This window comes from Rubneribacter sp. (assembly GCF_965361815.1).
In genome coordinates, this window is sequence record NZ_CBDTNW010000003.1 from 1 (window position 1) to 18,338 (window position 18,338).

The 18,338-nt window shown below is 53.4% G+C and carries 19 protein-coding genes; 16 read left to right on the forward strand and 3 right to left on the reverse strand.

Translation table 11 applies throughout. The annotated features are described in order from the left end of the window. The 16 genes from ACWKY3_RS00070 to ACWKY3_RS00145 form a co-directional block, all read left to right on the forward strand. Positions 1-555, forward strand: a 555-nt coding sequence (locus ACWKY3_RS00070) for an asparagine synthase-related protein (protein ID WP_449314380.1), incomplete at its 5' end; no start/stop codon positions are given. A 621-nt stretch (positions 556-1,176) separates the two neighbouring features. Further along, positions 1,177-1,770 (forward strand): hypothetical protein, encoded by a 594-nt coding sequence (locus ACWKY3_RS00075; RefSeq protein WP_449314381.1) that lies wholly within the window; start codon positions 1,177-1,179, stop codon positions 1,768-1,770. 173 nt (positions 1,771-1,943) lie between these two features. Next, positions 1,944-2,543 carry a transcription termination/antitermination NusG family protein gene (locus tag ACWKY3_RS00080; protein WP_449314382.1) on the forward strand — a complete coding sequence of 200 codons (600 nt, stop codon included), beginning with the start codon at positions 1,944-1,946 and terminating at the stop codon, positions 2,541-2,543. Then, entirely contained in the window at positions 2,518-3,360 is an 843-nt protein-coding gene (locus tag ACWKY3_RS00085) for a sugar transferase (RefSeq protein WP_449314383.1), read from the forward strand. Before ACWKY3_RS00080 ends, ACWKY3_RS00085 begins: the two co-directional genes overlap by 26 nt. Then, the gene (locus ACWKY3_RS00090) at positions 3,360-4,127 is read left to right on the forward strand and encodes a WecB/TagA/CpsF family glycosyltransferase (RefSeq protein WP_449314384.1); all 768 of its coding nucleotides are present in this window, start codon (positions 3,360-3,362) and stop codon (positions 4,125-4,127) included. The genes ACWKY3_RS00085 and ACWKY3_RS00090 overlap by 1 nt, the downstream gene beginning before the upstream one ends. Then, entirely contained in the window at positions 4,124-5,173 is a 1,050-nt protein-coding gene (locus ACWKY3_RS00095; protein ID WP_449314385.1) for a polysaccharide biosynthesis protein, read from the forward strand. The genes ACWKY3_RS00090 and ACWKY3_RS00095 overlap by 4 nt, the downstream gene beginning before the upstream one ends. Beyond that, positions 5,173-6,396 (forward strand): polysaccharide biosynthesis C-terminal domain-containing protein, encoded by a 1,224-nt coding sequence (locus tag ACWKY3_RS00100; protein ID WP_449314386.1) that lies wholly within the window; start codon positions 5,173-5,175, stop codon positions 6,394-6,396. The genes ACWKY3_RS00095 and ACWKY3_RS00100 overlap by 1 nt, the downstream gene beginning before the upstream one ends. 5 nt (positions 6,397-6,401) lie before the next feature. Then, entirely contained in the window at positions 6,402-7,583 is a 1,182-nt protein-coding gene (locus tag ACWKY3_RS00105) for a UDP-N-acetyl glucosamine 2-epimerase (RefSeq protein ID WP_449314387.1), read from the forward strand. Continuing rightward, positions 7,568-8,131 carry a CatB-related O-acetyltransferase gene (locus ACWKY3_RS00110; RefSeq protein WP_449314388.1) on the forward strand — a complete coding sequence of 188 codons (564 nt, stop codon included), beginning with the start codon at positions 7,568-7,570 and terminating at the stop codon, positions 8,129-8,131. Before ACWKY3_RS00105 ends, ACWKY3_RS00110 begins: the two co-directional genes overlap by 16 nt. Beyond that, positions 8,118-9,332 (forward strand): glycosyltransferase family 4 protein, encoded by a 1,215-nt coding sequence (locus ACWKY3_RS00115; RefSeq protein WP_449314389.1) that lies wholly within the window; start codon positions 8,118-8,120, stop codon positions 9,330-9,332. Before ACWKY3_RS00110 ends, ACWKY3_RS00115 begins: the two co-directional genes overlap by 14 nt. Beyond that, positions 9,320-10,648: a hypothetical protein gene (locus ACWKY3_RS00120; RefSeq protein ID WP_449314390.1), complete on the forward strand. Its 1,329-nt coding sequence runs from the start codon at positions 9,320-9,322 to the stop codon at positions 10,646-10,648. The genes ACWKY3_RS00115 and ACWKY3_RS00120 overlap by 13 nt, the downstream gene beginning before the upstream one ends. Then, on the forward strand, positions 10,641-11,717 hold the full coding sequence (locus ACWKY3_RS00125) for a polysaccharide pyruvyl transferase family protein (RefSeq protein ID WP_449314391.1): 1,077 nt from the start codon (positions 10,641-10,643) through the stop codon (positions 11,715-11,717). The genes ACWKY3_RS00120 and ACWKY3_RS00125 overlap by 8 nt, the downstream gene beginning before the upstream one ends. Next, the gene (locus tag ACWKY3_RS00130; RefSeq protein ID WP_449314392.1) at positions 11,710-13,215 is read left to right on the forward strand and encodes a lipopolysaccharide biosynthesis protein; all 1,506 of its coding nucleotides are present in this window, start codon (positions 11,710-11,712) and stop codon (positions 13,213-13,215) included. The genes ACWKY3_RS00125 and ACWKY3_RS00130 overlap by 8 nt, the downstream gene beginning before the upstream one ends. 12 nt (positions 13,216-13,227) lie before the next feature. Continuing rightward, positions 13,228-14,052, forward strand: a complete 825-nt coding sequence (locus ACWKY3_RS00135; protein WP_449314398.1) for an aldo/keto reductase — start codon at positions 13,228-13,230, stop codon at positions 14,050-14,052. Positions 14,053-14,064: 12 nt separating this feature from the next. Further along, positions 14,065-14,679: an acyltransferase gene (locus ACWKY3_RS00140; RefSeq protein ID WP_449314393.1), complete on the forward strand. Its 615-nt coding sequence runs from the start codon at positions 14,065-14,067 to the stop codon at positions 14,677-14,679. Beyond that, a complete protein-coding gene (locus tag ACWKY3_RS00145; RefSeq protein WP_449314394.1) occupies positions 14,679-15,875 on the forward strand; it encodes a Coenzyme F420 hydrogenase/dehydrogenase, beta subunit C-terminal domain in 1,197 nt (398 codons plus the stop codon). The genes ACWKY3_RS00140 and ACWKY3_RS00145 overlap by 1 nt, the downstream gene beginning before the upstream one ends. A gap of 105 nt (positions 15,876-15,980) precedes the next feature. Here the strand turns inward: ACWKY3_RS00145 and ACWKY3_RS00150 are convergent, their stop codons facing one another. The 3 genes from ACWKY3_RS00150 to murJ form a co-directional block, all read right to left on the reverse strand. After that, positions 15,981-16,283, reverse strand: a complete 303-nt coding sequence (locus ACWKY3_RS00150) for a helix-turn-helix domain-containing protein (RefSeq protein WP_449314395.1) — start codon at positions 16,281-16,283, stop codon at positions 15,981-15,983. Then, a complete protein-coding gene (locus ACWKY3_RS00155) occupies positions 16,270-16,650 on the reverse strand; it encodes a type II toxin-antitoxin system RelE/ParE family toxin (protein WP_449314396.1) in 381 nt (126 codons plus the stop codon). Before ACWKY3_RS00155 ends, ACWKY3_RS00150 begins: the two co-directional genes overlap by 14 nt. A 303-nt stretch (positions 16,651-16,953) precedes the next feature. Next, positions 16,954-18,338, reverse strand: a 1,385-nt coding sequence (gene murJ / locus ACWKY3_RS00160; RefSeq protein ID WP_449314397.1) for a murein biosynthesis integral membrane protein MurJ, incomplete at its 5' end; no start/stop codon positions are given.

Sequence of the window (18,338 nt, forward strand, 5' to 3'; positions counted from 1 at the left end):
TTCGACGAAGCGGCGAAGCAGGACCTCGACGTCATCACGCAGACGCAGTACGTGGACATGGTGAGCTACATGCCCTTCGACATCTGCTTGAAAGCCGACAAGATGTCCATGTCGCAGTCGCTGGAGCTGCGCGTGCCGTTTTTGGACAAGAAGGTGCTCGATGTGGCGTTGCAGCTGCCCACCGCGTGCCGCGTGACCGACGAGCACGCCAAGTACGCCCTGCGCGTGGCTGCGAGCAAGCTCGGGTTCCAGAAAAAGGTGGCGCATATGCCCAAGCAGCCGTTCATCACGCCGCTCACTGTGTGGCTGCAGACCGACCTGTATTACGACCGCATCAAGCAAGCGTTTACGAGCGAGGCCGCGCACGAGTTCTTCAACGTGGACTACCTTGTGCAAATGCTCGACGACCACAAGTCGGCCGACTTCAGCACCGTGGAGGGCCGCGGAAAGCTCAAGATGATGCGCATTTGGAACATCTACTGCTTCCTTACCTGGTACGAGGTGTTCTTCGGCGAGTCGAGTGAGAAGTTGGCGCCCAAGACGCAGGTGGCATAGGAGCACCGATGCCCAGATCTGCTGCGTGATTTGGGTTTGCCGTCAAGCCGCGCAGTGCAACGCTGGCTCCGGTTGTCGCATGGAGCGCACCTATGCTGAACGGAAATGTTCAATGACTGAATAGTTCCGTTCAGTCATTGCGACAAGGCAACTCTGTTGTTGCGTTTTCGTTTGCATGGCATCAACGCAACGATGCAACAATCGGCTGGCTGCCTGCTGTTCCCGGTTTCTTTTGGGTGCGTCGTTTTAGACGGTCTTGAGACCTTGCGTATTCGGGCGGGAACTGCGCGCTGCGTGTCTTCTGTTACCCTCCCTCCCCTCAATCCTCAATCGACAAGCAGTCTTCGCATATCCTCCGGCAAACGGCCTGTTCCGGGGGGGGGGGGCGGTCAAGGCACCTATAAAACGCGCATAAATCCCGTGTAGGGTGCGTCAAAACGTAGACTTTTTGTCGCACTCTCAAATCTCGCCTTAACCCACGTATCCCAAAACACGACCTGCAGTTTTTCAAACCGAAAGGATTTTCCCACAGGTCCCCCAAAAAGTCTGCTTTTTGTCCCTCGTGCATCTTGGCACACCTCACCTCGTCTCAAAAACATATACGGGGAGGTGAGACATACCATGGACAAAACAAGCACGTGTATGCCACATATGCCAAAACCCTTGTTGTCCTCGTGCCCTCACACCTCCTCAGACCAAACCCTGCGCTGGTATGTTGCATATGCTGGAGAGGGGAGAGAGGACGCTTTAGCAACCAAACTTGCATCCGCCTTATCTCCTGCTGTGCTTACAGAAGCATTTTGTCCTAAATGGGAGATGCTTATGAAGCGCCGCGGTGTGTGGTTGAAGGCAGAGCGCGTGATGTTTACGGGGTATGTGGTACTTGCTTCCGCTCATCCCCGAGCACTCATGCAAGAGCTTTCGCATCTGTCTTTTCCTGTGGTCCTTGCGGGAAAGCGAGGACGCACGCTTTTGCCCATAGAGGCAGAGGTGCAGAGGTGGCTTGAGCGCTCTTTGGATGGAAGTCATGTCCTGAGAGCAAGCGAAGGCGTTATCCACGCAGGAAAACTCACGGTAGAGCATGGACCTTTGCAGGGAAGCGAAGCACGGGTAAAAAAGGTTGACCGCCACAAATCTATGGCATGGGTAGGACTTGGAAACACCGACTCGCAGTTTCTTTTGCGTGTCGCGCTCGCGGTACCCAAAAAAGACTAGCAGTTACGCAAACCACGCCCCCACATCATGTCGTGTAAAGCGAGCCTACGCTTAGGAGTCGTACAAGCGACATGAAATGAATACCTCGCTTGTTGCGAATACGCATCGCTCTTCTTGCAAGAGTGATGGCGAAGCTTAACCCAAAAGCCTTACGAGAAGGAAACGTACCTACGTTGAGCAAGTGGTATGCCATACAGGTAGAAACCGAAAGAGAAGATACTGCGTGTGAGGTTATCTTGCATACCGCCCAAGCAAAGGGACTTGGAGGTGTGTTTGAAGAGCTCTTTAGTCCTAAGCGGGCAACCTTGACCAAACAAAAAGGAGAGCTTGTTGAAGGACGCGAGCCACTTCTTCCTGGGTATGTGATTGCGATATGTCATCCGCAAGACCTTGATGCGGTCATAGCTGCACTCAGTCACTCTCCACGCTTTGCCCGCCTGGTAGGTGCCGGAGAGACCTTTACGCCCTTATCCGATCAAGAGGTTTCTTGGATTAGCGCTTTTACCCAAAGAGAGAATCGCACCGTAGAAATGAGCGAGGGATTCATAGAAAAGGGGCGTGTGGTTATCACGAGCGGTCCTCTTATTGGGCAAGAAGCGCTTGTTACCAAGATAGACCGCAGACGCCGCATAGCTTATCTCAAGTTTGAGCTATGCGGCAGAACCGTAGAGGCAAAGCTAGGACTTAACCTCATGAGAAAAGAAAGGTGTAAAGAGAGAGCTTCTCTCAAACACTCACCAAACAAACGTGGATGCGCACGACCTGACAACTGAAGACAAACCTATTGACCCGGCGCTTTCTGAGCTAGAGATACCTGTGTATGAAGAGTCAGCCGAAGCGAAAAAGCCAGAGACTCCTACTCCTTTTGGAGCAAAATCATGGGATTCTTCGGACTACCTTACGGATGCCGAAGCCCTGCACCTGCTAGAAGGCGAAATCTCCAGCATACGCCCTGAGCTCTCACGTCGAGGCTACCGCGCAGTCAAGCGTATCTTTGACTTAATGGCGAGTGGAATCGCTGTAGTACTCCTTCTTATCCCCGGAGTCGTTCTCTGCACCATCATCTGTGTGAAGTCCCCTGGAGCCGGTCCTCTCTACTCCCAGTGGAGGATAGGACGCGTAAGAAAAGACGGAACCTACCGTCCCTTTCGTATGTGGAAGTTCAGAAGCATGGTTCCCAATGCTGATGAGATGCTAGCCGACCTCCGGTCCTCCAACGAAGCTGATGGTCCCCTCTTTAAGATCAAGGACGACCCGCGCATCATCCCTGGCGTCGGTTCCTTCATCCGGCGTCATTCGATCGACGAACTTGGTCAGTTGCTCAACGTGCTTAAAGGCGACATGTCTCTCATCGGTCCGAGGCCCGGCCTTCCGTCGGAGGTTGTCCAATATGACGGGCGCGCCAAGCGCCGGCTGACTGTTAAACCCGGTTGCGGCGGGGCGTGGCAGGCGGGTGATCGCAGCGATTCCACGTTCGATGAGATGGTGGATCTTGACCTCGACTACATCAAGAAGAGCTCTCCCTTGTACGATCTGGGGTTGGTCTTCAATACGATTCGGGCGATGTTCGGCGGCAAGGGGGCGTACTGATGTCTGACTTCGCTGCGCCTCCCCGGGTTGACGTTATTGGGGTGCCGATCACCGCGACGAATATGCGGGACTGCTTAGCCTTCATCTGCGAGAACCTCGAGTTTGCCAAGGGTGAGTACGTCTGTGTGTCAAACGCCCATACTTGTGTTATGGCGCACGATGACCCTGCGTACTGGCGAGTGCAGGCCGAGTCGATCATGTCTGTTCCCGACGGCAAGCCGCTGTCAGTCGTCGGGCGCAAGCAGGCACCTTCTATGGATCGCGTTACTGGTCCTGACCTGATGCGAGAGGTGTTTGCCGCATCTGCGGAGCGGGGATGGTCGCACTACTTTTACGGCGACTGCCGCCGGACTCTCGAAAAGTTGGAGGCTTTTTTATTTGAGGAGTATCCGGGCCTCCGTATCGCCGGTATGGAACCGTCGGTTTTCCGGCCGCTCTCCGACGAGGAGAAAGGCGGGCTTGTCGAGCGCATCGCGGAGTCGGGCGCCGACTTCCTCTGGGTGGCGTTGGGAGCCCCCCGCCAGGAGGTGTTCTGCCATGAGCTGAGGGGGCGCGTGCCCGCCCTCATGGTAGGAGTGGGCGGGGCGTTCAACGTGCTCGCCGGCGTGGTTCCCGAAGCGCCTGGATGGATGCAGAGGGCGGGGCTGGAGTGGCTCTTCCGGTTCCTCCAGGAGCCGAGGCGGCTTTTCAGAAGATATGCGGTTACCAACACGAAGTTTATCGCGTACCAGATCACGGGCGCGAAGCGGAAGGAGGCGCGCCGATGAGCGCATTCACTGGCGGGACTCTCATGATAACCGGCGGCACGGGAAGTTTCGGCAACACCGTACTTAAGCACTTCCTGGAGACGGACGTAGAGGAGATTCGCGTGTTCTCCCGCGACGAGAAGAAGCAGGATGACATGCGCCACAGTCTACAGGAGAAGTGGCCCGGCCACGCCGGCAAGGTGCACTTCTTCATCGGCGACGTCCGCAACCTCCAGAGCGTCCGGGACGCCATGCAGGGAGTCGACTACGTGTTCCACGCCGCAGCCCTGAAGCAGGTTCCTTCCTGCGAATTCTTCCCCATGGAGGCCGTGCGCACCAACGTCATGGGCACTGACAACGTGTTGCACGCCGCGATTGAAGCGGGCGTTGAGCGGGTGGTGTGCCTGTCTACCGATAAAGCGGCCTATCCCATCAACGCTATGGGTAAGTCCAAGGCCATGATGGAGTCGATCATCTACGCCAACGCCCGCAACGGTGCCAGGCGTACGACCATCTGTTGTACCCGCTACGGCAACGTCATGTGCTCTCGAGGTAGCGTCATCCCGCTGTTCATCGATCGTATCCGCAGGGGAGAGCCTCTCACGGTAACCGATCCGGCCATGACCCGTTTCCTTATGAACCTCGACGAGGCGGTGGATCTGGTCAAGTTTGCCTTCGAGCACGCCAATCCTGGCGACCTGTTCATCCAGAAGGCCCCGGCCTCCACGATAGGTGACCTGGCCGAGGCGGTCCAAGAACTCTTTGGGCGCACCGGCGTCCAGGTCATCGGCACCCGTCATGGCGAGAAACTCTACGAGACGCTCATGACCCGCGAGGAGCGCCTGCGCGCCGAGGATATGGGCGACTACTTCCGTGTGTCCTGCGACTCGCGTGACCTCAATTACGACAAGTTCGTGGTTGACGGTGAGGTGCGCACCCAGGCGGACGAGCCTTACACCTCTCACAATACCGAGAGGCTCGACGCAGCGGGCACGGTCGAGAAGATCAAGACTGCCGAGTATGTGCAGCTGGCCCTCGAGGGGCGCGAAGAGGAGGCGGTGCAGTGATGAGGGTTCTGGTCACGGGAGCAAAGGGCTTTATAGGGCGCAACCTCGTTGAGTCTCTCAGGGCCATTCGGGACGGCAAGGACAGGAGAGGGCGCTTTAAGTCGCTTCTGCCTCTCACCGTCTACGAGTGCGACGTAGATACCTCGCGCGAGGAACTCTCGCTTTTTTGCGCACAAGCTGACTTTGTGTTCAACATGGCGGGGGTGAACCGTCCAGAGAACCCCGCTGACTTCATGCGAGGCAACGCAGGGTTCGGCGAGGAACTGCTGGGGCTTCTTGAGCAACATGGTAACCGCTGCCCGGTCATGCTCGCGTCCTCGGCCCAGGCATCACTCGAGGGTCGCTACGTTGGCAGCGCCTACGGTGAGTCCAAGCGCGCTGGTGAGGAGCTCTTCTTCGCGCACGCGGAGCGCACGGGTGCTCCCGTCCTCGTCTACCGCTTTCCTAACGTCTACGGCAAATGGTGTCGCCCGAACTACAACTCGGCGGTGGCCACCTTCTGCGACGCCGTCGCCAACGGGCACCCCTACGAGGTGTCCGACCCTTCCGTCGAACTTGAGTTGCTCTATATTGACGATCTGGTCGAGGAGATGCTCTCGGCCTTGCTTGGCAAGGAACATCGCTGCGAATACGATGGCATGAAGGCAGTTTCTGTCGAACATGGGCGCTACTGCTGTGTTTCACCCACGGACCGTGCGACTCTCGGTGAAATCGTGGAACTCCTGGAGTCTTTCAGTGTGAGTCGAGAAACCCTAGGAGTCCCCTGCCTGGCAGACGGTTCCTTTTCCAAAAAGCTCTGGTCGGCTTTCCAGAGCTACTACAGCACGGGTGCTTGCGCCTATCCACTCAAGACAAACACCGACGATCGTGGTTCGTTTACGGAGTTCCTTCGCACGCTGGATCGAGGCCAGATGTCGGTGAACGTTTCCAGACCCGGCGTGACCAAGGGCAATCACTGGCATCACTCCAAGTGGGAGCGCTTTCTGGTGGTCTCTGGCGAGGCGCTTGTGAGGATGCGTAGGGTTGGTCTTGACGGCAGCGGCAACCCTTATCCAGTGGATGAGTATCGTATTTCGGGCAAGAAGCCGACCGTGGTGGAGACCCCGCCAGGGCACACGCACTCACTCGTGAACCTTTCTAAAACAGAAGAGCTTATCACTCTCATATGGGCGAATGAGCCTTTCGACTCCGAGAATCCCGATACATTCTTCGAGGAGGTGTAACGAAGGTGAAAGCCGGCTACTTTGACGCAGTTTTCAAAAATGATGGACGCCTTAAGCTCCTGATCGTTGTGGGAACTCGTCCGGAAATCATCCGCTTGTCTGAGGTCATCAAGAAATGCCGCCGTCATTTCGACTGCCTGCTAGCACACACGGGCCAGAACTGGGACTATACTCTGAACGGCATCTTCTTCCGCGATCTGGGGTTGGACGATCCTGATGTTTATCTGGACTGCGCGGGAAGCGATCTCGGCGAGAGCATCGGCAACATCATCGACCGCTCCTACAAACTCATGGCGCAGGTGAGGCCCGACGCCCTGCTTGTACTCGGCGACACCAACAGCTGCCTCTCTGCCATTCCCGCCAAGCGTCTGCACGTGCCGATCTTCCACATGGAAGCGGGTAATCGCTGCAAGGACGAGTGCCTGCCCGAGGAGACTAATCGTCGCATAGTGGATGTGATATCGGATGTGAATCTGGCCTACTCCGAACACGCGCGGCGCTACCTGAAAGATACCGGCTGCGCGCCCGAGCGCACCTACGTCACAGGCAGCCCCATGGCCGAGGTGCTCTCGGCCAACCTCACCTCCATCGACGATTCCAATGTGTTGGAGCGTGAGGGGCTTGTGCGCAAGGGTTACTTCCTCCTGTCAGCTCACCGTGAAGAGAATATCGACATGACGGAGAACTTCCTGAACTTGTTCGGAGCGATTAACGCGTTGGCCGAGCGTTACGGCATACCCATCCTCTACAGCTGCCATCCACGCTCCCGCAAGCGGCTCGGGGAGACGGGCTTCGAGTTACATCCGCTCGTTCGCATGCATGAACCCATGGGTTTTCACGACTACAACAAGCTGCAGTCGAACGCCTTCTGCGTGGTGTCCGACTCGGGGACGCTTCCCGAGGAGAGCTCTTTTTTCGCATCAATCGATCGCCCCTTTCCGGCGGTTTGCATTCGAACGAGTACGGAGCGCCCCGAGGCGCTCGACCGTGCCTGCTTCACACTGGCGGGCATCTCGAAGCGAGGTCTTCTGCAGGCGGTGGCGGTTGCTGTCGCACTCGATGCGGAAGGTAGCCTACCAGAGGCACCCGTGCCTGACTACGCCACGGAGAGCGTGTCCACCAAGGTGATTAAGATCATCCAGTCCTATACGGGCATCGTGGACAAGATGGTATGGAGAAAGCAATGAGTATTATTCGTAAACTAAAGTCGATGAGATGCAGAATACTTCTGCTGGGCAAACGGGTAGATGTAGGCTCGGGTTTCACATTCGGGCGCGGTACGGTGTTCTGGGCGCCGAATAGAATCACCATTGGCGACAATTCTTATATCGGGAAGTACTGCACGGTTCAGGCAGACGCGAAGATTGGTAATAACGTACTGATTGCCAACAATGTTGGCCTTATTGGTAGATACGACCATGACTTCAGTATTGTTGGCAGAGCAATAAAAGAGTCACCTAAGATTGGCGATCCCGACTACCGTTTCAAAGGACTTAGTCAAAGAATTACCGTGGAAGATGATGTTTGGATCGGGTTCGGGTCGATTGTGATGACCGGCGTTGTAGTGGGTCGAGGTTCGATCGTGGCAGCTGGGAGCGTCGTCACGCGCGATGTAGCTCCGTACAGCATTGTCGGAGGGGTTCCGGCGAAGCAGATTGGGTGCCGGTTTGACTCTGAGCAGATTCGGGAGCATGAGGCGCTATTGGTGAACGGGGCTTGGGATGAACCCCGTTAATCATCCTTGCAAGCCAATAAAGACGTTGGTTATTGCAGATTGCGACTACCAGGATAAACCGCTTGGTGGTGTTGTCAGTCTTTTGCGTAACATGCTGTCTGTTCCGGGGGCGGGGCTTGTTGAATTGAGCCTTGTTGGAATTAGCTTTGATGGAGACGAAACAGAGGGGACATGGAATCGCAAGGTTATCCAGGGGCGCGAATACAGATGGATGCCTGTATATGTGTGCAATAAGTCAAAAGAAGATACGAAGTTTCCATTGCGCTTCCGTTTGGTTGCGGGCGTGAAACGGTATTTGCGCGAAATCAATTTCGGAAGCTACGACGCCATCTATATTCACAGTGCGGAAACAGTGCTCGCTTTGCCATTGGGAAGCTCTCCCGTAATTTGCCACGTCCATGGCGACCCCCTGATAACGATAACGCGCTCAAGATTTCCATTGCTTCGATGTAAGTTCTTTGTTGGTGGATACAACAGGATTATTCGGCGCGCGTTTGATAGGGCGAGCGGAATTATCTGGGCAGCAAATGCCTGCAGGACTGAGTATTACCGACGGCTCAATGTTTCCGGGGTTTCTCGGTGGGATAAAAAGTCAGAAGTGATTTATTCGTCGGTTGACCCTGTGTTAATGGAAAGCGTAAGCGAAGGACGTCCCTCGTCAAATGGAGACGTAAAGCGGATTGTCACCGTGAGCAGACTGAGTGAGGTTAAACATATCGATTTTCTGATAGAGGTCTTTGCTGAGGTGAAGAAAAGAATGAGCAGCCTCGAGTTCTGTATAGCGGGAGAAGGAGAGTGCGAGCCGAAGCTTCGGGAGTGTGCGGCAGAGCTCGGATGCTCCGATGACGTTCGCTTTCTCGGAAATCTCAGTAAGTTAGAACTTGCCCAAGTGTTGAAAACTGCCGATGTGTTTGTGCTTGCTTCCGAGAGCGAAGCGATGTCGTTGGTGGTGCTTGAGAGCATGGCGGCAGGTGTTCCCGTTGTTTCTACGCGTGTGGGTGACCTTGATGTGGTAATTGATGACAACACCGGCGCGATTGTTGAAGGAAGAGATGTAAAACAATTCGCGAAAGCCGTTGAAGGTTGCTTAGGCAAAGGCAAAGACGCATATCGCGCAGCGTGTGTCTCGACTGCAAAAAAGTATACGGCCGAGAATATGCGTCGACAGATCGAAGAGTATATAGCGCAATGCGTACGATGACTGCAAAAGGACAGGGGGTTGCGTTGGGGGGCAGGATTGCCAAAAATGGTATTGTGGCGCAGTTCCTGCAGATTGAGCTGTTCTTAACTGTGTTTCTAGATGTTGCAAATGAGCTGCTTGGTATTGCTGGGGTTCCTCTGGTTCTGGGACAGGTGGTAAGGGCATGCTTCCTTGTTATAAACCTCTTTGTTGTGTTTGAATGTGGAAAACGCAAGGAGTCGCAAGTTGTCGTTCTCATTTATCTGTTTGTTTCTCTTCTGGTCTTGCGAGAGGTGTCGCTCGGTATAAGCGGCATGTCGTATGCAGCGGCGTATTGGGCAAAATTCCTTTTGTACGTTTCGACCTTTTTCGCAGTAAAGTGCGCTGGGGATGCGGGCAAGATTGAAAGAGCAACCGTGGAGCGGTTCTTCAAATGGTCCGTAGTGTTTATTGCGCCCGCATTTCTTATATTGGCGATGGCGGGTTTGCTCGAGCAGAGCACGTTTGATTCGGGCTACGAAGGGACTATCCTGTCTAAGAATTCGATGTCTGCGGTGCTGCTCCTGCTTCTTGCCATCGCGATGTTTTTGGCGTTCAGGAAGCAGATATCGCCTCTGTGGATTGTCGTTGTTGTGTCAGCGCTGTTTTTTCTTGGTTCGAAGTCCGCTATCGTTTTTGCGGTTGTGGCTGTTGGTGCCTGCATATTGAATGAATTGAGCCGTTTGACACCAAGGGGGATTCTTGTGCTCTTGGTGCTGGTTGGGGGTATGGGCATTGCTCTGTGGCTTTACCGAGACACTGTGTGGTCAGTGGTGAATTTCCAGCTTCAGCGCTATCAATACGTGCTTGCACAACAAGGTGGATCGTTCGTTGACTACTTGTTGACGGGTAGGAACACCTTGTTAGCGGCGGGGCTTTCGAGCTATGTCGGTGATTTCAATCCTATAACTTTTGTTTTTGGTAGCGGGATTTCTGCTTTGAGCTTTGACGTGGCAGAAATAATGAATGCGGCGGGAACATACCGCGGGATAGAGATGGACTTTTTCGAGATCGCGCTCGCGTCGGGTATCGTGGGGCTGCTGATAACCTCTGTTCCATTTGTTATAGCGCTTCGAAGTCTGAAGAGAGCGAAAGTGTCGAAGTCGCTCTATCTTGCTCTCGGCATCTTTATTGTTGTGTGCTTCATGGCGCTTGGTGGCCATGTTGTTACGGAGGGGATGCCCGCTTCCTATTTGGGGGTATATCTGGCATACGTGTATCTGCTGTCAGATGATAAGGCCCTTGTGGATAAAGAGTTGTTAGAGCAGACGGTAGAAAGAGGAGCGTCTTGTGAGTGAGGGAAAGGCTAGGAAGAAGGTTGCCGTTGTCACACTTCAAGGAAAAACAAATTATGGCAATCGATTGCAAAATTATGCTGTCGTAAAACTGTATGAAATGTTCGGCTGCGAGGTGGTATCTCTATGCCGACGCAGTAAGCCAACCATGAGCAGGAAAGTGCTGGACATTTTGAGGGGCACCACCCATCGCTGCTTGCCGTTGGAGGAATCGAAAGGCGATAGCGAGAGAATTGCGGCGTTTGAGAGGTTTGATAGTAAGCTCAAATTCTTGTCTGTCAGCGAATGCGATGACGGGCTTTCGGATTCTTTCGACTATTTCTCTGTTGGTAGTGATCAGGTTTGGAATCTGGGGAGGATGTCGGACAATGACAATTGGTATTATCTTCGTTTCGCACGCCCTGAGCAAAGGATAGCTCTTGCGCCCAGTATAGGTGTTTCAAAGCTAAGTGCAAGCCAAATGAGGAGGCTCGCGAAAGGAGTGTCAGGGTTTTCGCATCTTTCCGTGCGCGAGCATAGGGGTGCAGAGCTCATCAAAGCGTCTTCTGGCAGGGAGGCGGCAGTTGTTTGCGACCCGACAATGGCACTGTCACCACAGGAATGGCGCAAGGTTGCCGATTCTCGTTTGACTCCAGAGGAACCATATGTATTCGAATATCTTCTGGGTGAAAGAGGCCTTGCAGCGAAGGGAGTTTCAGACACCGTCACGCGAAAAGGCGCAATTCCTATTATTTCGCTTTCGGATAAGGCAAGGGATTGCGAACCGCCAGCTGGACCTGCGGAGTTTATCTCTCTCGTCGACAGTGCGACGCATGTGGTTACCGACTCTTTTCATGCAGCTGTTTTTGCGATTCTCTTTCACACCCCTCTCACCATAATGAATCGGGAGGGAGGGGCTGGTATGTCCTCGCGCCTAGAGACACTCAGCAAGAAGATGGCCATCGAAAAAAAGGTACATTACCACCCCAGTTTTGATATTGTCTGTGCGGGAGATTACAGTGATGTGAATGAAGCCATCAGACATGAGCGCGAGATACTACTCGATTACATGGAGACGTGTCTGAATGACTAGTCAGCGTCGCGTTGGGGTTGTCCTTGGCTATGCGAACATCATAAGCAAAAATCTTGTCAACCTCATCTACACGCCAATGCTGCTTTCTTTCGTTGGACAGGCGGAATATGGCGTTTACCAGGCATGCAGTTCGTTTGTGTTCTCCTTGACGTTGCTTTCTTTTGGGTTTTCTCAGTCATATGTGCGGTTTTACGTGAAAAAGAGGTCTAACGGCGGCGAGAAGGATGTTCGAAGGCTCAATGGAGTGTATCTGGTGCTCTATGCGGTGGTAAGCGCTGCAGCACTTGTAATTGGTCTTTCCTTTGCTGCGAATGCGGAATTTGTGTTTTCGCCCGGCTTTACTGCGGAGCAGATCGTGATAGCAAAAATCGCAATGGCATTCATGGCGGCGAATATCGCTATCGTTCTCTTTAATTCGGTGTTTGACTCATATGTGCTTGCCAACGAAGAGTTTCGGTTTCAGCAAACTCGTCAGCTTGCGATTACCCTTGCGTCCCCTTTTGTCGCGTATGTACTGCTCGTTCTTGGTTTTGGTGTAGTGGGTGTAGCCGCAGCTCAAATGGCAGTTAACGGGGTGCTTTTCGTCATTAACGCCATGTATTGTGTTCGCCGGCTCAAGATGCGTTTTAATGTGCTTCATTTCGATGGAGAGTGCTTCAAATCGATTGCTGCGTTTAGCTCGTGGATCTTTGCAAATCAAATATGCGATCTCGTAAATCAAAATGTACCAAATATTGTGTTAGGTGCATTGTCAGGTGCTTCTGCTGCTGCCGTGTATGCAGTTGCGGTGCTGATCAGAAACGTTTTTATTTCCCTTTCTACCGCCATATCAAACGTGTTTATACCCGAAATCAACAAGATAGTGGCCTCATCTAACGATAACCACAAACTGTCGAGCCTTATGGCTAAAACTGGAAAGTTCCAAATGATGGTGTTTTGCTGGACGTACGGCGCTTTTGCGGTTCTTGGTCAATTCTTCATTGGGCACTGGGCTGGTTCGGGTTTCTCGGATGCATACTGGCTCGTTTTGTTGACGGTTTTTCCTCTTGGGGTATCGCTTACGCAAAATACTGGAATCGAAATTCAGCGTGCGAAAAACATGCACAGAGCTCGCAGTATCGCCATGCTGATTACAGCGCTGTTTAACGTGGCCTTTACGGTTGCAGTGTCTCCGATAGTGGGCTATTGGGCTCCGGCTTTGGCGTATGCCGTGGGGGAGGCTCTCTGCAAGGGCGTTTTTATGAATTGGTATTACCATAAATGCGTTGGATTAAATATATTTCAATTCTGGAAAACATGCTTTCCTGTCGTGTTGTCCGGGGCGGTTGTCACGGTTGCATGCTTTGCGGGGACCGTTATTGTTCCCGTAGATAGTTGGCCGTGGTTTTTGTTATGGGGTTTTGTTTTCACTCTCCTCTATCTTGCTGCACTTTGGTTGTTTGTGATGGGGGCCAACGAGCGCAGTTTGATTAAATATAAGGTAATGGCTTATAAGTGATGGGTGGAAGTGATGACAACGATAGATATCCCGTGCTTCAAACTTGCTAATGACATTGACATTCCCGTTCTCGGGTTAGGCACGTATCCTATGGGTAAAAGAGAGGTATATCGCGCAGTGAGGGCCGCTGAGCGAGTGGGCTATACGCTGTTCGATACTTCAAGTGTTTACGGCAATGAAATTGGTATAGGTTTGAGCCTCGGGAAAAGGGGTTTTGTTACTACAAAAGTCAGCAATGCCGCGCAGCGTAAGGGAAAAGTGCGCAAAGAGGTTCAGGCCAGTAGAGTGAAATTGCAACGAGGTGTTATTGATCTCATTTTATTGCATTGGCCTTATCCTGGTAAGTTTGCGGATAGTTGGAAGATGCTCGAAGAGTTCTACCGCGAAGGTATTTGCCGATCTATTGGTGTTGCAAACTTCAAAATCCACCATTTGGAAACTTTGATGGAATCAGCCGAAATTGTCCCTATGGTAAATCAATTCGAGCGGCATCCGATGTATGCGGAAAAAGAGCTTACCGACTGGTGCAAAGCAAATGGTATTGTTCCCGAAGCCTATACCCCATTTGCACGAATGGATACGAGGCTTTTTCATGATGAGAGATTATTGCGGGTGTCGCGTAAGCACAATAAAAACCCAACCCAAATCATACTGCGCTGGAATTATCAGCATAGGGTAGTTAGCATCCCGAAGACCTCATCGCCGCAAAGAATGAAAGAGAATGCATCGATATTCGATTTCCATCTTTCGGAAAGCGAGATGGAGATATTGGACTCGATGGATTGTGGCATGAGAGTTCGCTTTGATCCGGATAACTGCGATTTCGACAAGCTATAAGGAACAGCTCTTATGAACAACGTGAGGAAAGCTCTGACAGTATTGAGGGGAATAAGAGCGCGAATTTTCCGTCCAGGCATATTTCGAGGTGGTTTATTGATTATTGAGTCGGATGTGAAGCTGATGGTGAGCAGAAAGGCTAGGGTTGATATCTCGGGACGCTTGGGATTGGGAACGAATTGCTATAAAAGAAACGGGCGCAGTACAATTCTAAGGATGGAGCCGGGTTCGTCATTGGTCGTGCATAATTCATTCATTTCGTATGGGTCTGACATATTGATTTTCCAAGATGCATGTTTTGAGATGGGGGAGAGCTTCATTAATGCTGACGCCCGAATAAGGGTCCATGAATCTATTCGGATTGGCGATGGTTGCGCGATTTCGCACGGCCTAGTCATCATGGACGGGAATGCCCACTGCATAGATGGGAAGCGAACAAAATCTCCAGTAGTTATTAGTGATCATGTTTGGATTGGAACAGGGGTGACTATTCTTCCTGGGGTGCATATAGGAAAGGGGTCGGTAGTTGCTGCAGGGGCGGTTGTGGCAAAGGATGTTCCCGAAAAGTGCCTAGTGGCGGGAGTGCCGGCAAAGGTGATTCGCGATGGGGTAAGTTGGGAGATGTGATGAAGAGAACGACCAACACGATTGCTGATCTTGAAGATTCGCGTTGCACGGGTTGTTATGCATGCTCAAACCTTTGTCCGACAGATGCCATTGGGATGGAGAGTGATGAAGGGGGATTTCCCAGGCCATCGTTGAATTGGGGTCGGTGTATTACTTGTGGGAGATGCGCTCGCTCTTGTCCGGTTCTTTCTCCGAGTTGCGAAGAGGAGTCTGTTCCTCAAAGCGTCTATGCTGCCTGGTCGCTTAATGAATCGATTCGATATGAGAGCACGTCGGGCGGAGTTTTTTCCGAATTGGCCCTTTTTTGGCTTTCTGAAGGAGGGGTGGTATGTGGCGCAGAATACGATGACCGGCACGTGGTTAGGCATGTCGTGATTGACTCGGTGGAAGGCTTGGAGCGTCTTAGACAATCGAAATACGCCCAGAGTGAGATTGGGCAATGCTATCGTGAAATAAAAAAGAGGATAAGTGAAGGCGAGAGGGTGCTGTTTTGCGGAGCGCCGTGCCAATGTGCGGGTTTAGTGTCAGTCTTAGGTGGCAAGACTGAGAACTTGATGTTGGTAAACTTTGTGTGCAGGGGCACAAACTCCCCTAAAGTATACGCATCGTTTCTTGCATGGCTTGAACGCAGATTCGGCTCTCGTGTGTCTCGTGTATGGTTTAAGAATAAAGCTTATGGTTGGAGACGCTTTAGCACGCGCGTTGAATTTGAGAACGGCTTGGTGTATTCAGAGGACAAATATCACGACCTGTTTATCCGTGGTTATATTGAGCAGAACCTCTACATGAGAGACTGCTGCTATAGCTGTGAATTTCGAAACCCGGCGCGAACTGCGGACATTACACTTGCAGATTTTTGGGGCGTACAGCTGGCGGATAAAAGCAATAATACAGATTTAGGTACATCGATGGTGATGCTAAATACCTCACACGGTGAAGACTTGTTTGAAAAAATTAAGCCGCATGTATTCTGGGAACAAAAGACGATGCATGAGGCATTTTCGGGTAATGCGTGCATAGTTGAATCTCCCGTGCCTAATCCAAACAGATCCTATTTCTTGTCTCACCTTGATGAATTGCCATTTGGCCTATTGTGTGCGGAGTGTTTTGTCAAAGGCCCATTGAGCGAGAGGGTAAAGGCTGTTGTTAAGCGTGTTGTGAAAGAATTATTAAGGAAGGTTGGCATTAGCCGTTGATTAAGGTGAGCCGCAGATCGCGTATGGGTATGGGCATCGCCTTCGGGTAATCGGGGGCGATGCCTTTTGCGGCCTGCTCGTTGTGATTGGGCAGAGGCATGTCTCCTACGTCAGATTCACCTTGCCGGTTGGCAAATCGGCCACAAGTGTGAGCGTGCCGCCTAAGGCTTCCACGTAACGGCGGACAGCCCCCAGGCTCATAGCCTGCATGTCGCCGTTTTCCATACGAGAGACGCGGTTTTGGGATACTCCCATGGCTTCGGCAATTTCAACCTGCGTCATGCCCCCGGCTTTGCGAGCTTCACGCAGATTGTAAGCATCTATGGCTGCCGCAGTGAGCTGGCGAGCCTCGTCCATCTGGGCTTCGGATATGCCGCGCTTTGTGATATATGCGTTAAGATCTGCCATTATTTGTCTCCCGTCGTTGCAAATGACGTTGGTATATCTTTTCGGCCTGCGGAATTGCCTTCTTGTACCAACCTACCCACTTTTCTTTGCTGTTTTTGCCTTTTGATTTATCGCCTGCGAGCAGCATGATGGCGTTGCGTTCTGGGTCGAATGCAAAAAGTATCCGCACTTCTGAATTGCCGGGACTTGCAGGACGCAGTTCTTTCATGTTCTTAAGTGCCGACCCTTTTATGGTATCCACCAGAGGTCTTCCGAGCGTTGGACCCTCGCGCTGCAGCATCTCGAGGGCGGCAAACACGCAAGCGACCGTAGTGTTGTCTTGCTTGTCGAGCCAAGGAACTATAGGTTCGTACTCAATGTTCCACATAAAACTCCTTCCTAGGATGCAAAATATAGCTTATAAGCTATATTGTCAAGAGGTTGAGGTGAGAGGTGCCGATATTTTGGGAACATGACAGAGGACGATAATGCCACTTTAGAGCGTGGTGCGTCTCGAAGATGGCATTATCCTCGGCATGGTCACACGCTTCGTTCTCTGGCATTTCGAAGACGGTTTGGGGGCGCTCGGTTTCATGGGCGAGGGGAGGCGGCTTAAATGGCTGAATGAGAGGAAATCCCCCCAACTCTTTTAGAGAGCCGTGCTGGCGGCTGGCGGGTCAGGCGCGCTTCGCTATCCTCGTCCCAGCTTGCTGCAAAGCTTGCCGATGAGGTTGCCCACGAAGGAGGCTTCGGGCACGTGGAGTTTGATGGCGAGGCCGAAGGTCACGGCAAGCGAAACCAGCCCACCCGCCGCCACGTAGGCGAGCGCCTGCAAGATGGAACCGGAGAGCGGCGCGATAAACGTCTCCAGCGCGAACAGCACGCCCCAGCCCGCCGCAGCTCCCAGCCCGCCGAACAGCACGCCCGACGCAAGCGCCCGCACGGTGGAGCGCAGCCCCAGCCGACCCAGGCGCCGGCGCAGGTAGATGAACAGGCACGCATCGGCCACCACGTAGAACAGCACCTCGGCCACGGCGATGACCTCGATGGGGAAGCGTCCGACATTGGCGGCGCCGAACATGGTGAGCGCGATCTGCGCCGCCCCCGCCACGAAGTTGAACGCCGCGAACACGCCCATCGCGCGCAGGCTGCTGAAGATCTTCTGCAGGTAGGTGTTCACCCCGTACACGGGCAGCGCGAACGCGAGCACCGTCAAATACGAGGCGATGGACGAGACGCTTTCCATGGTGAAAGCTCCTGCGTGGTAAAGCGTGACCAGCGGCAACGCGAACACCATGAGGTAGAGGGCGAAGGGAACCATGAAGAACAGGATCTGGTTGGTTCCGCTCACGATGCCGCGCTTCACGCCGTCTGCGTCGCCTTCGGCCTGCATGTCGGCCAGCTCGGTGAACATGGCGGTGGTGATGGGCACGGCCAGAAACGCGTAGGGCAGCGTGAACCACTGGCGGGCGTACAGCAGGGTGGAGGGCCCGTTGTCCGCGAAGCTGTAGGAGGCCGCGTTCTGCACGGACACCACCGCAAGCGAGCACAGCATCACGAGCACGGCCGGCACGCCGATGGACAGCGTCTCGCGCAGCGCGGGGTCGCGGAAGTTGATGCGCGGACGCAGGCGGATGCCGTTGCGCTTGAGCGCGGGCAGCTGGATGGCCAGCTGAACGAACACGCCCAGGGGGTTGCCGATGGCGATGATGTGCAGGGCCAGCTCCGGTTCGTTGGGCGCGACGGCTGCGTACAGGGCGAACGTGGCTATGACCACCACGTTGTTCGCGACGGGGGCGATGGAGGACCACAGGTAGTCCCGGTTGGCGTTGAGCAGGCCCGAGACGATGGCCGTCGCCCCGTAGAGCACGATCTGGATGGCGAAGAACTGGAAGAAGAACACCGAGGTGGCCATCTCGCCTTGGTCGGAGTAGAAGCTTTGCGTGTAGATGGCCACGGAGGGAAACGCGATGCAGAGGGCCGACACGACGCCCAAAAACGCCACCACGATGGTGAGCAGGTTCGAAGCGTACTCGTTGCCGGCCTTTTGCCCCAGCCGCTTTTTGACCGACAGGT

What these genes read in the sequence shown, in the direction of transcription:
- ACWKY3_RS00075 (WP_449314381.1), top strand. Translation starts at nt 1,177, where the DNA reads ATGGACAAAACAAGCACGTGTATGCCACATATGCCAAAACCCTTGTTG.
- ACWKY3_RS00090 (WP_449314384.1), top strand. Translation starts at nt 3,360, where the DNA reads ATGTCTGACTTCGCTGCGCCTCCCCGGGTTGACGTTATTGGGGTGCCG.
- ACWKY3_RS00095 (WP_449314385.1), top strand. Translation starts at nt 4,124, where the DNA reads ATGAGCGCATTCACTGGCGGGACTCTCATGATAACCGGCGGCACGGGA.
- ACWKY3_RS00100 (WP_449314386.1), top strand. Translation starts at nt 5,173, where the DNA reads ATGAGGGTTCTGGTCACGGGAGCAAAGGGCTTTATAGGGCGCAACCTC.
- ACWKY3_RS00110 (WP_449314388.1), top strand. Translation starts at nt 7,568, where the DNA reads ATGGAGAAAGCAATGAGTATTATTCGTAAACTAAAGTCGATGAGATGC.
- ACWKY3_RS00115 (WP_449314389.1), top strand. Translation starts at nt 8,118, where the DNA reads ATGAACCCCGTTAATCATCCTTGCAAGCCAATAAAGACGTTGGTTATT.
- ACWKY3_RS00120 (WP_449314390.1), top strand. Translation starts at nt 9,320, where the DNA reads ATGCGTACGATGACTGCAAAAGGACAGGGGGTTGCGTTGGGGGGCAGG.
- ACWKY3_RS00130 (WP_449314392.1), top strand. Translation starts at nt 11,710, where the DNA reads ATGACTAGTCAGCGTCGCGTTGGGGTTGTCCTTGGCTATGCGAACATC.
- ACWKY3_RS00135 (WP_449314398.1), top strand. Translation starts at nt 13,228, where the DNA reads ATGACAACGATAGATATCCCGTGCTTCAAACTTGCTAATGACATTGAC.
- ACWKY3_RS00140 (WP_449314393.1), top strand. Translation starts at nt 14,065, where the DNA reads ATGAACAACGTGAGGAAAGCTCTGACAGTATTGAGGGGAATAAGAGCG.
- ACWKY3_RS00145 (WP_449314394.1), top strand. Translation starts at nt 14,679, where the DNA reads ATGAAGAGAACGACCAACACGATTGCTGATCTTGAAGATTCGCGTTGC.
- ACWKY3_RS00150 (WP_449314395.1), bottom strand. Translation starts at nt 16,283, where the DNA reads ATGGCAGATCTTAACGCATATATCACAAAGCGCGGCATATCCGAAGCC.
- ACWKY3_RS00155 (WP_449314396.1), bottom strand. Translation starts at nt 16,650, where the DNA reads ATGTGGAACATTGAGTACGAACCTATAGTTCCTTGGCTCGACAAGCAA.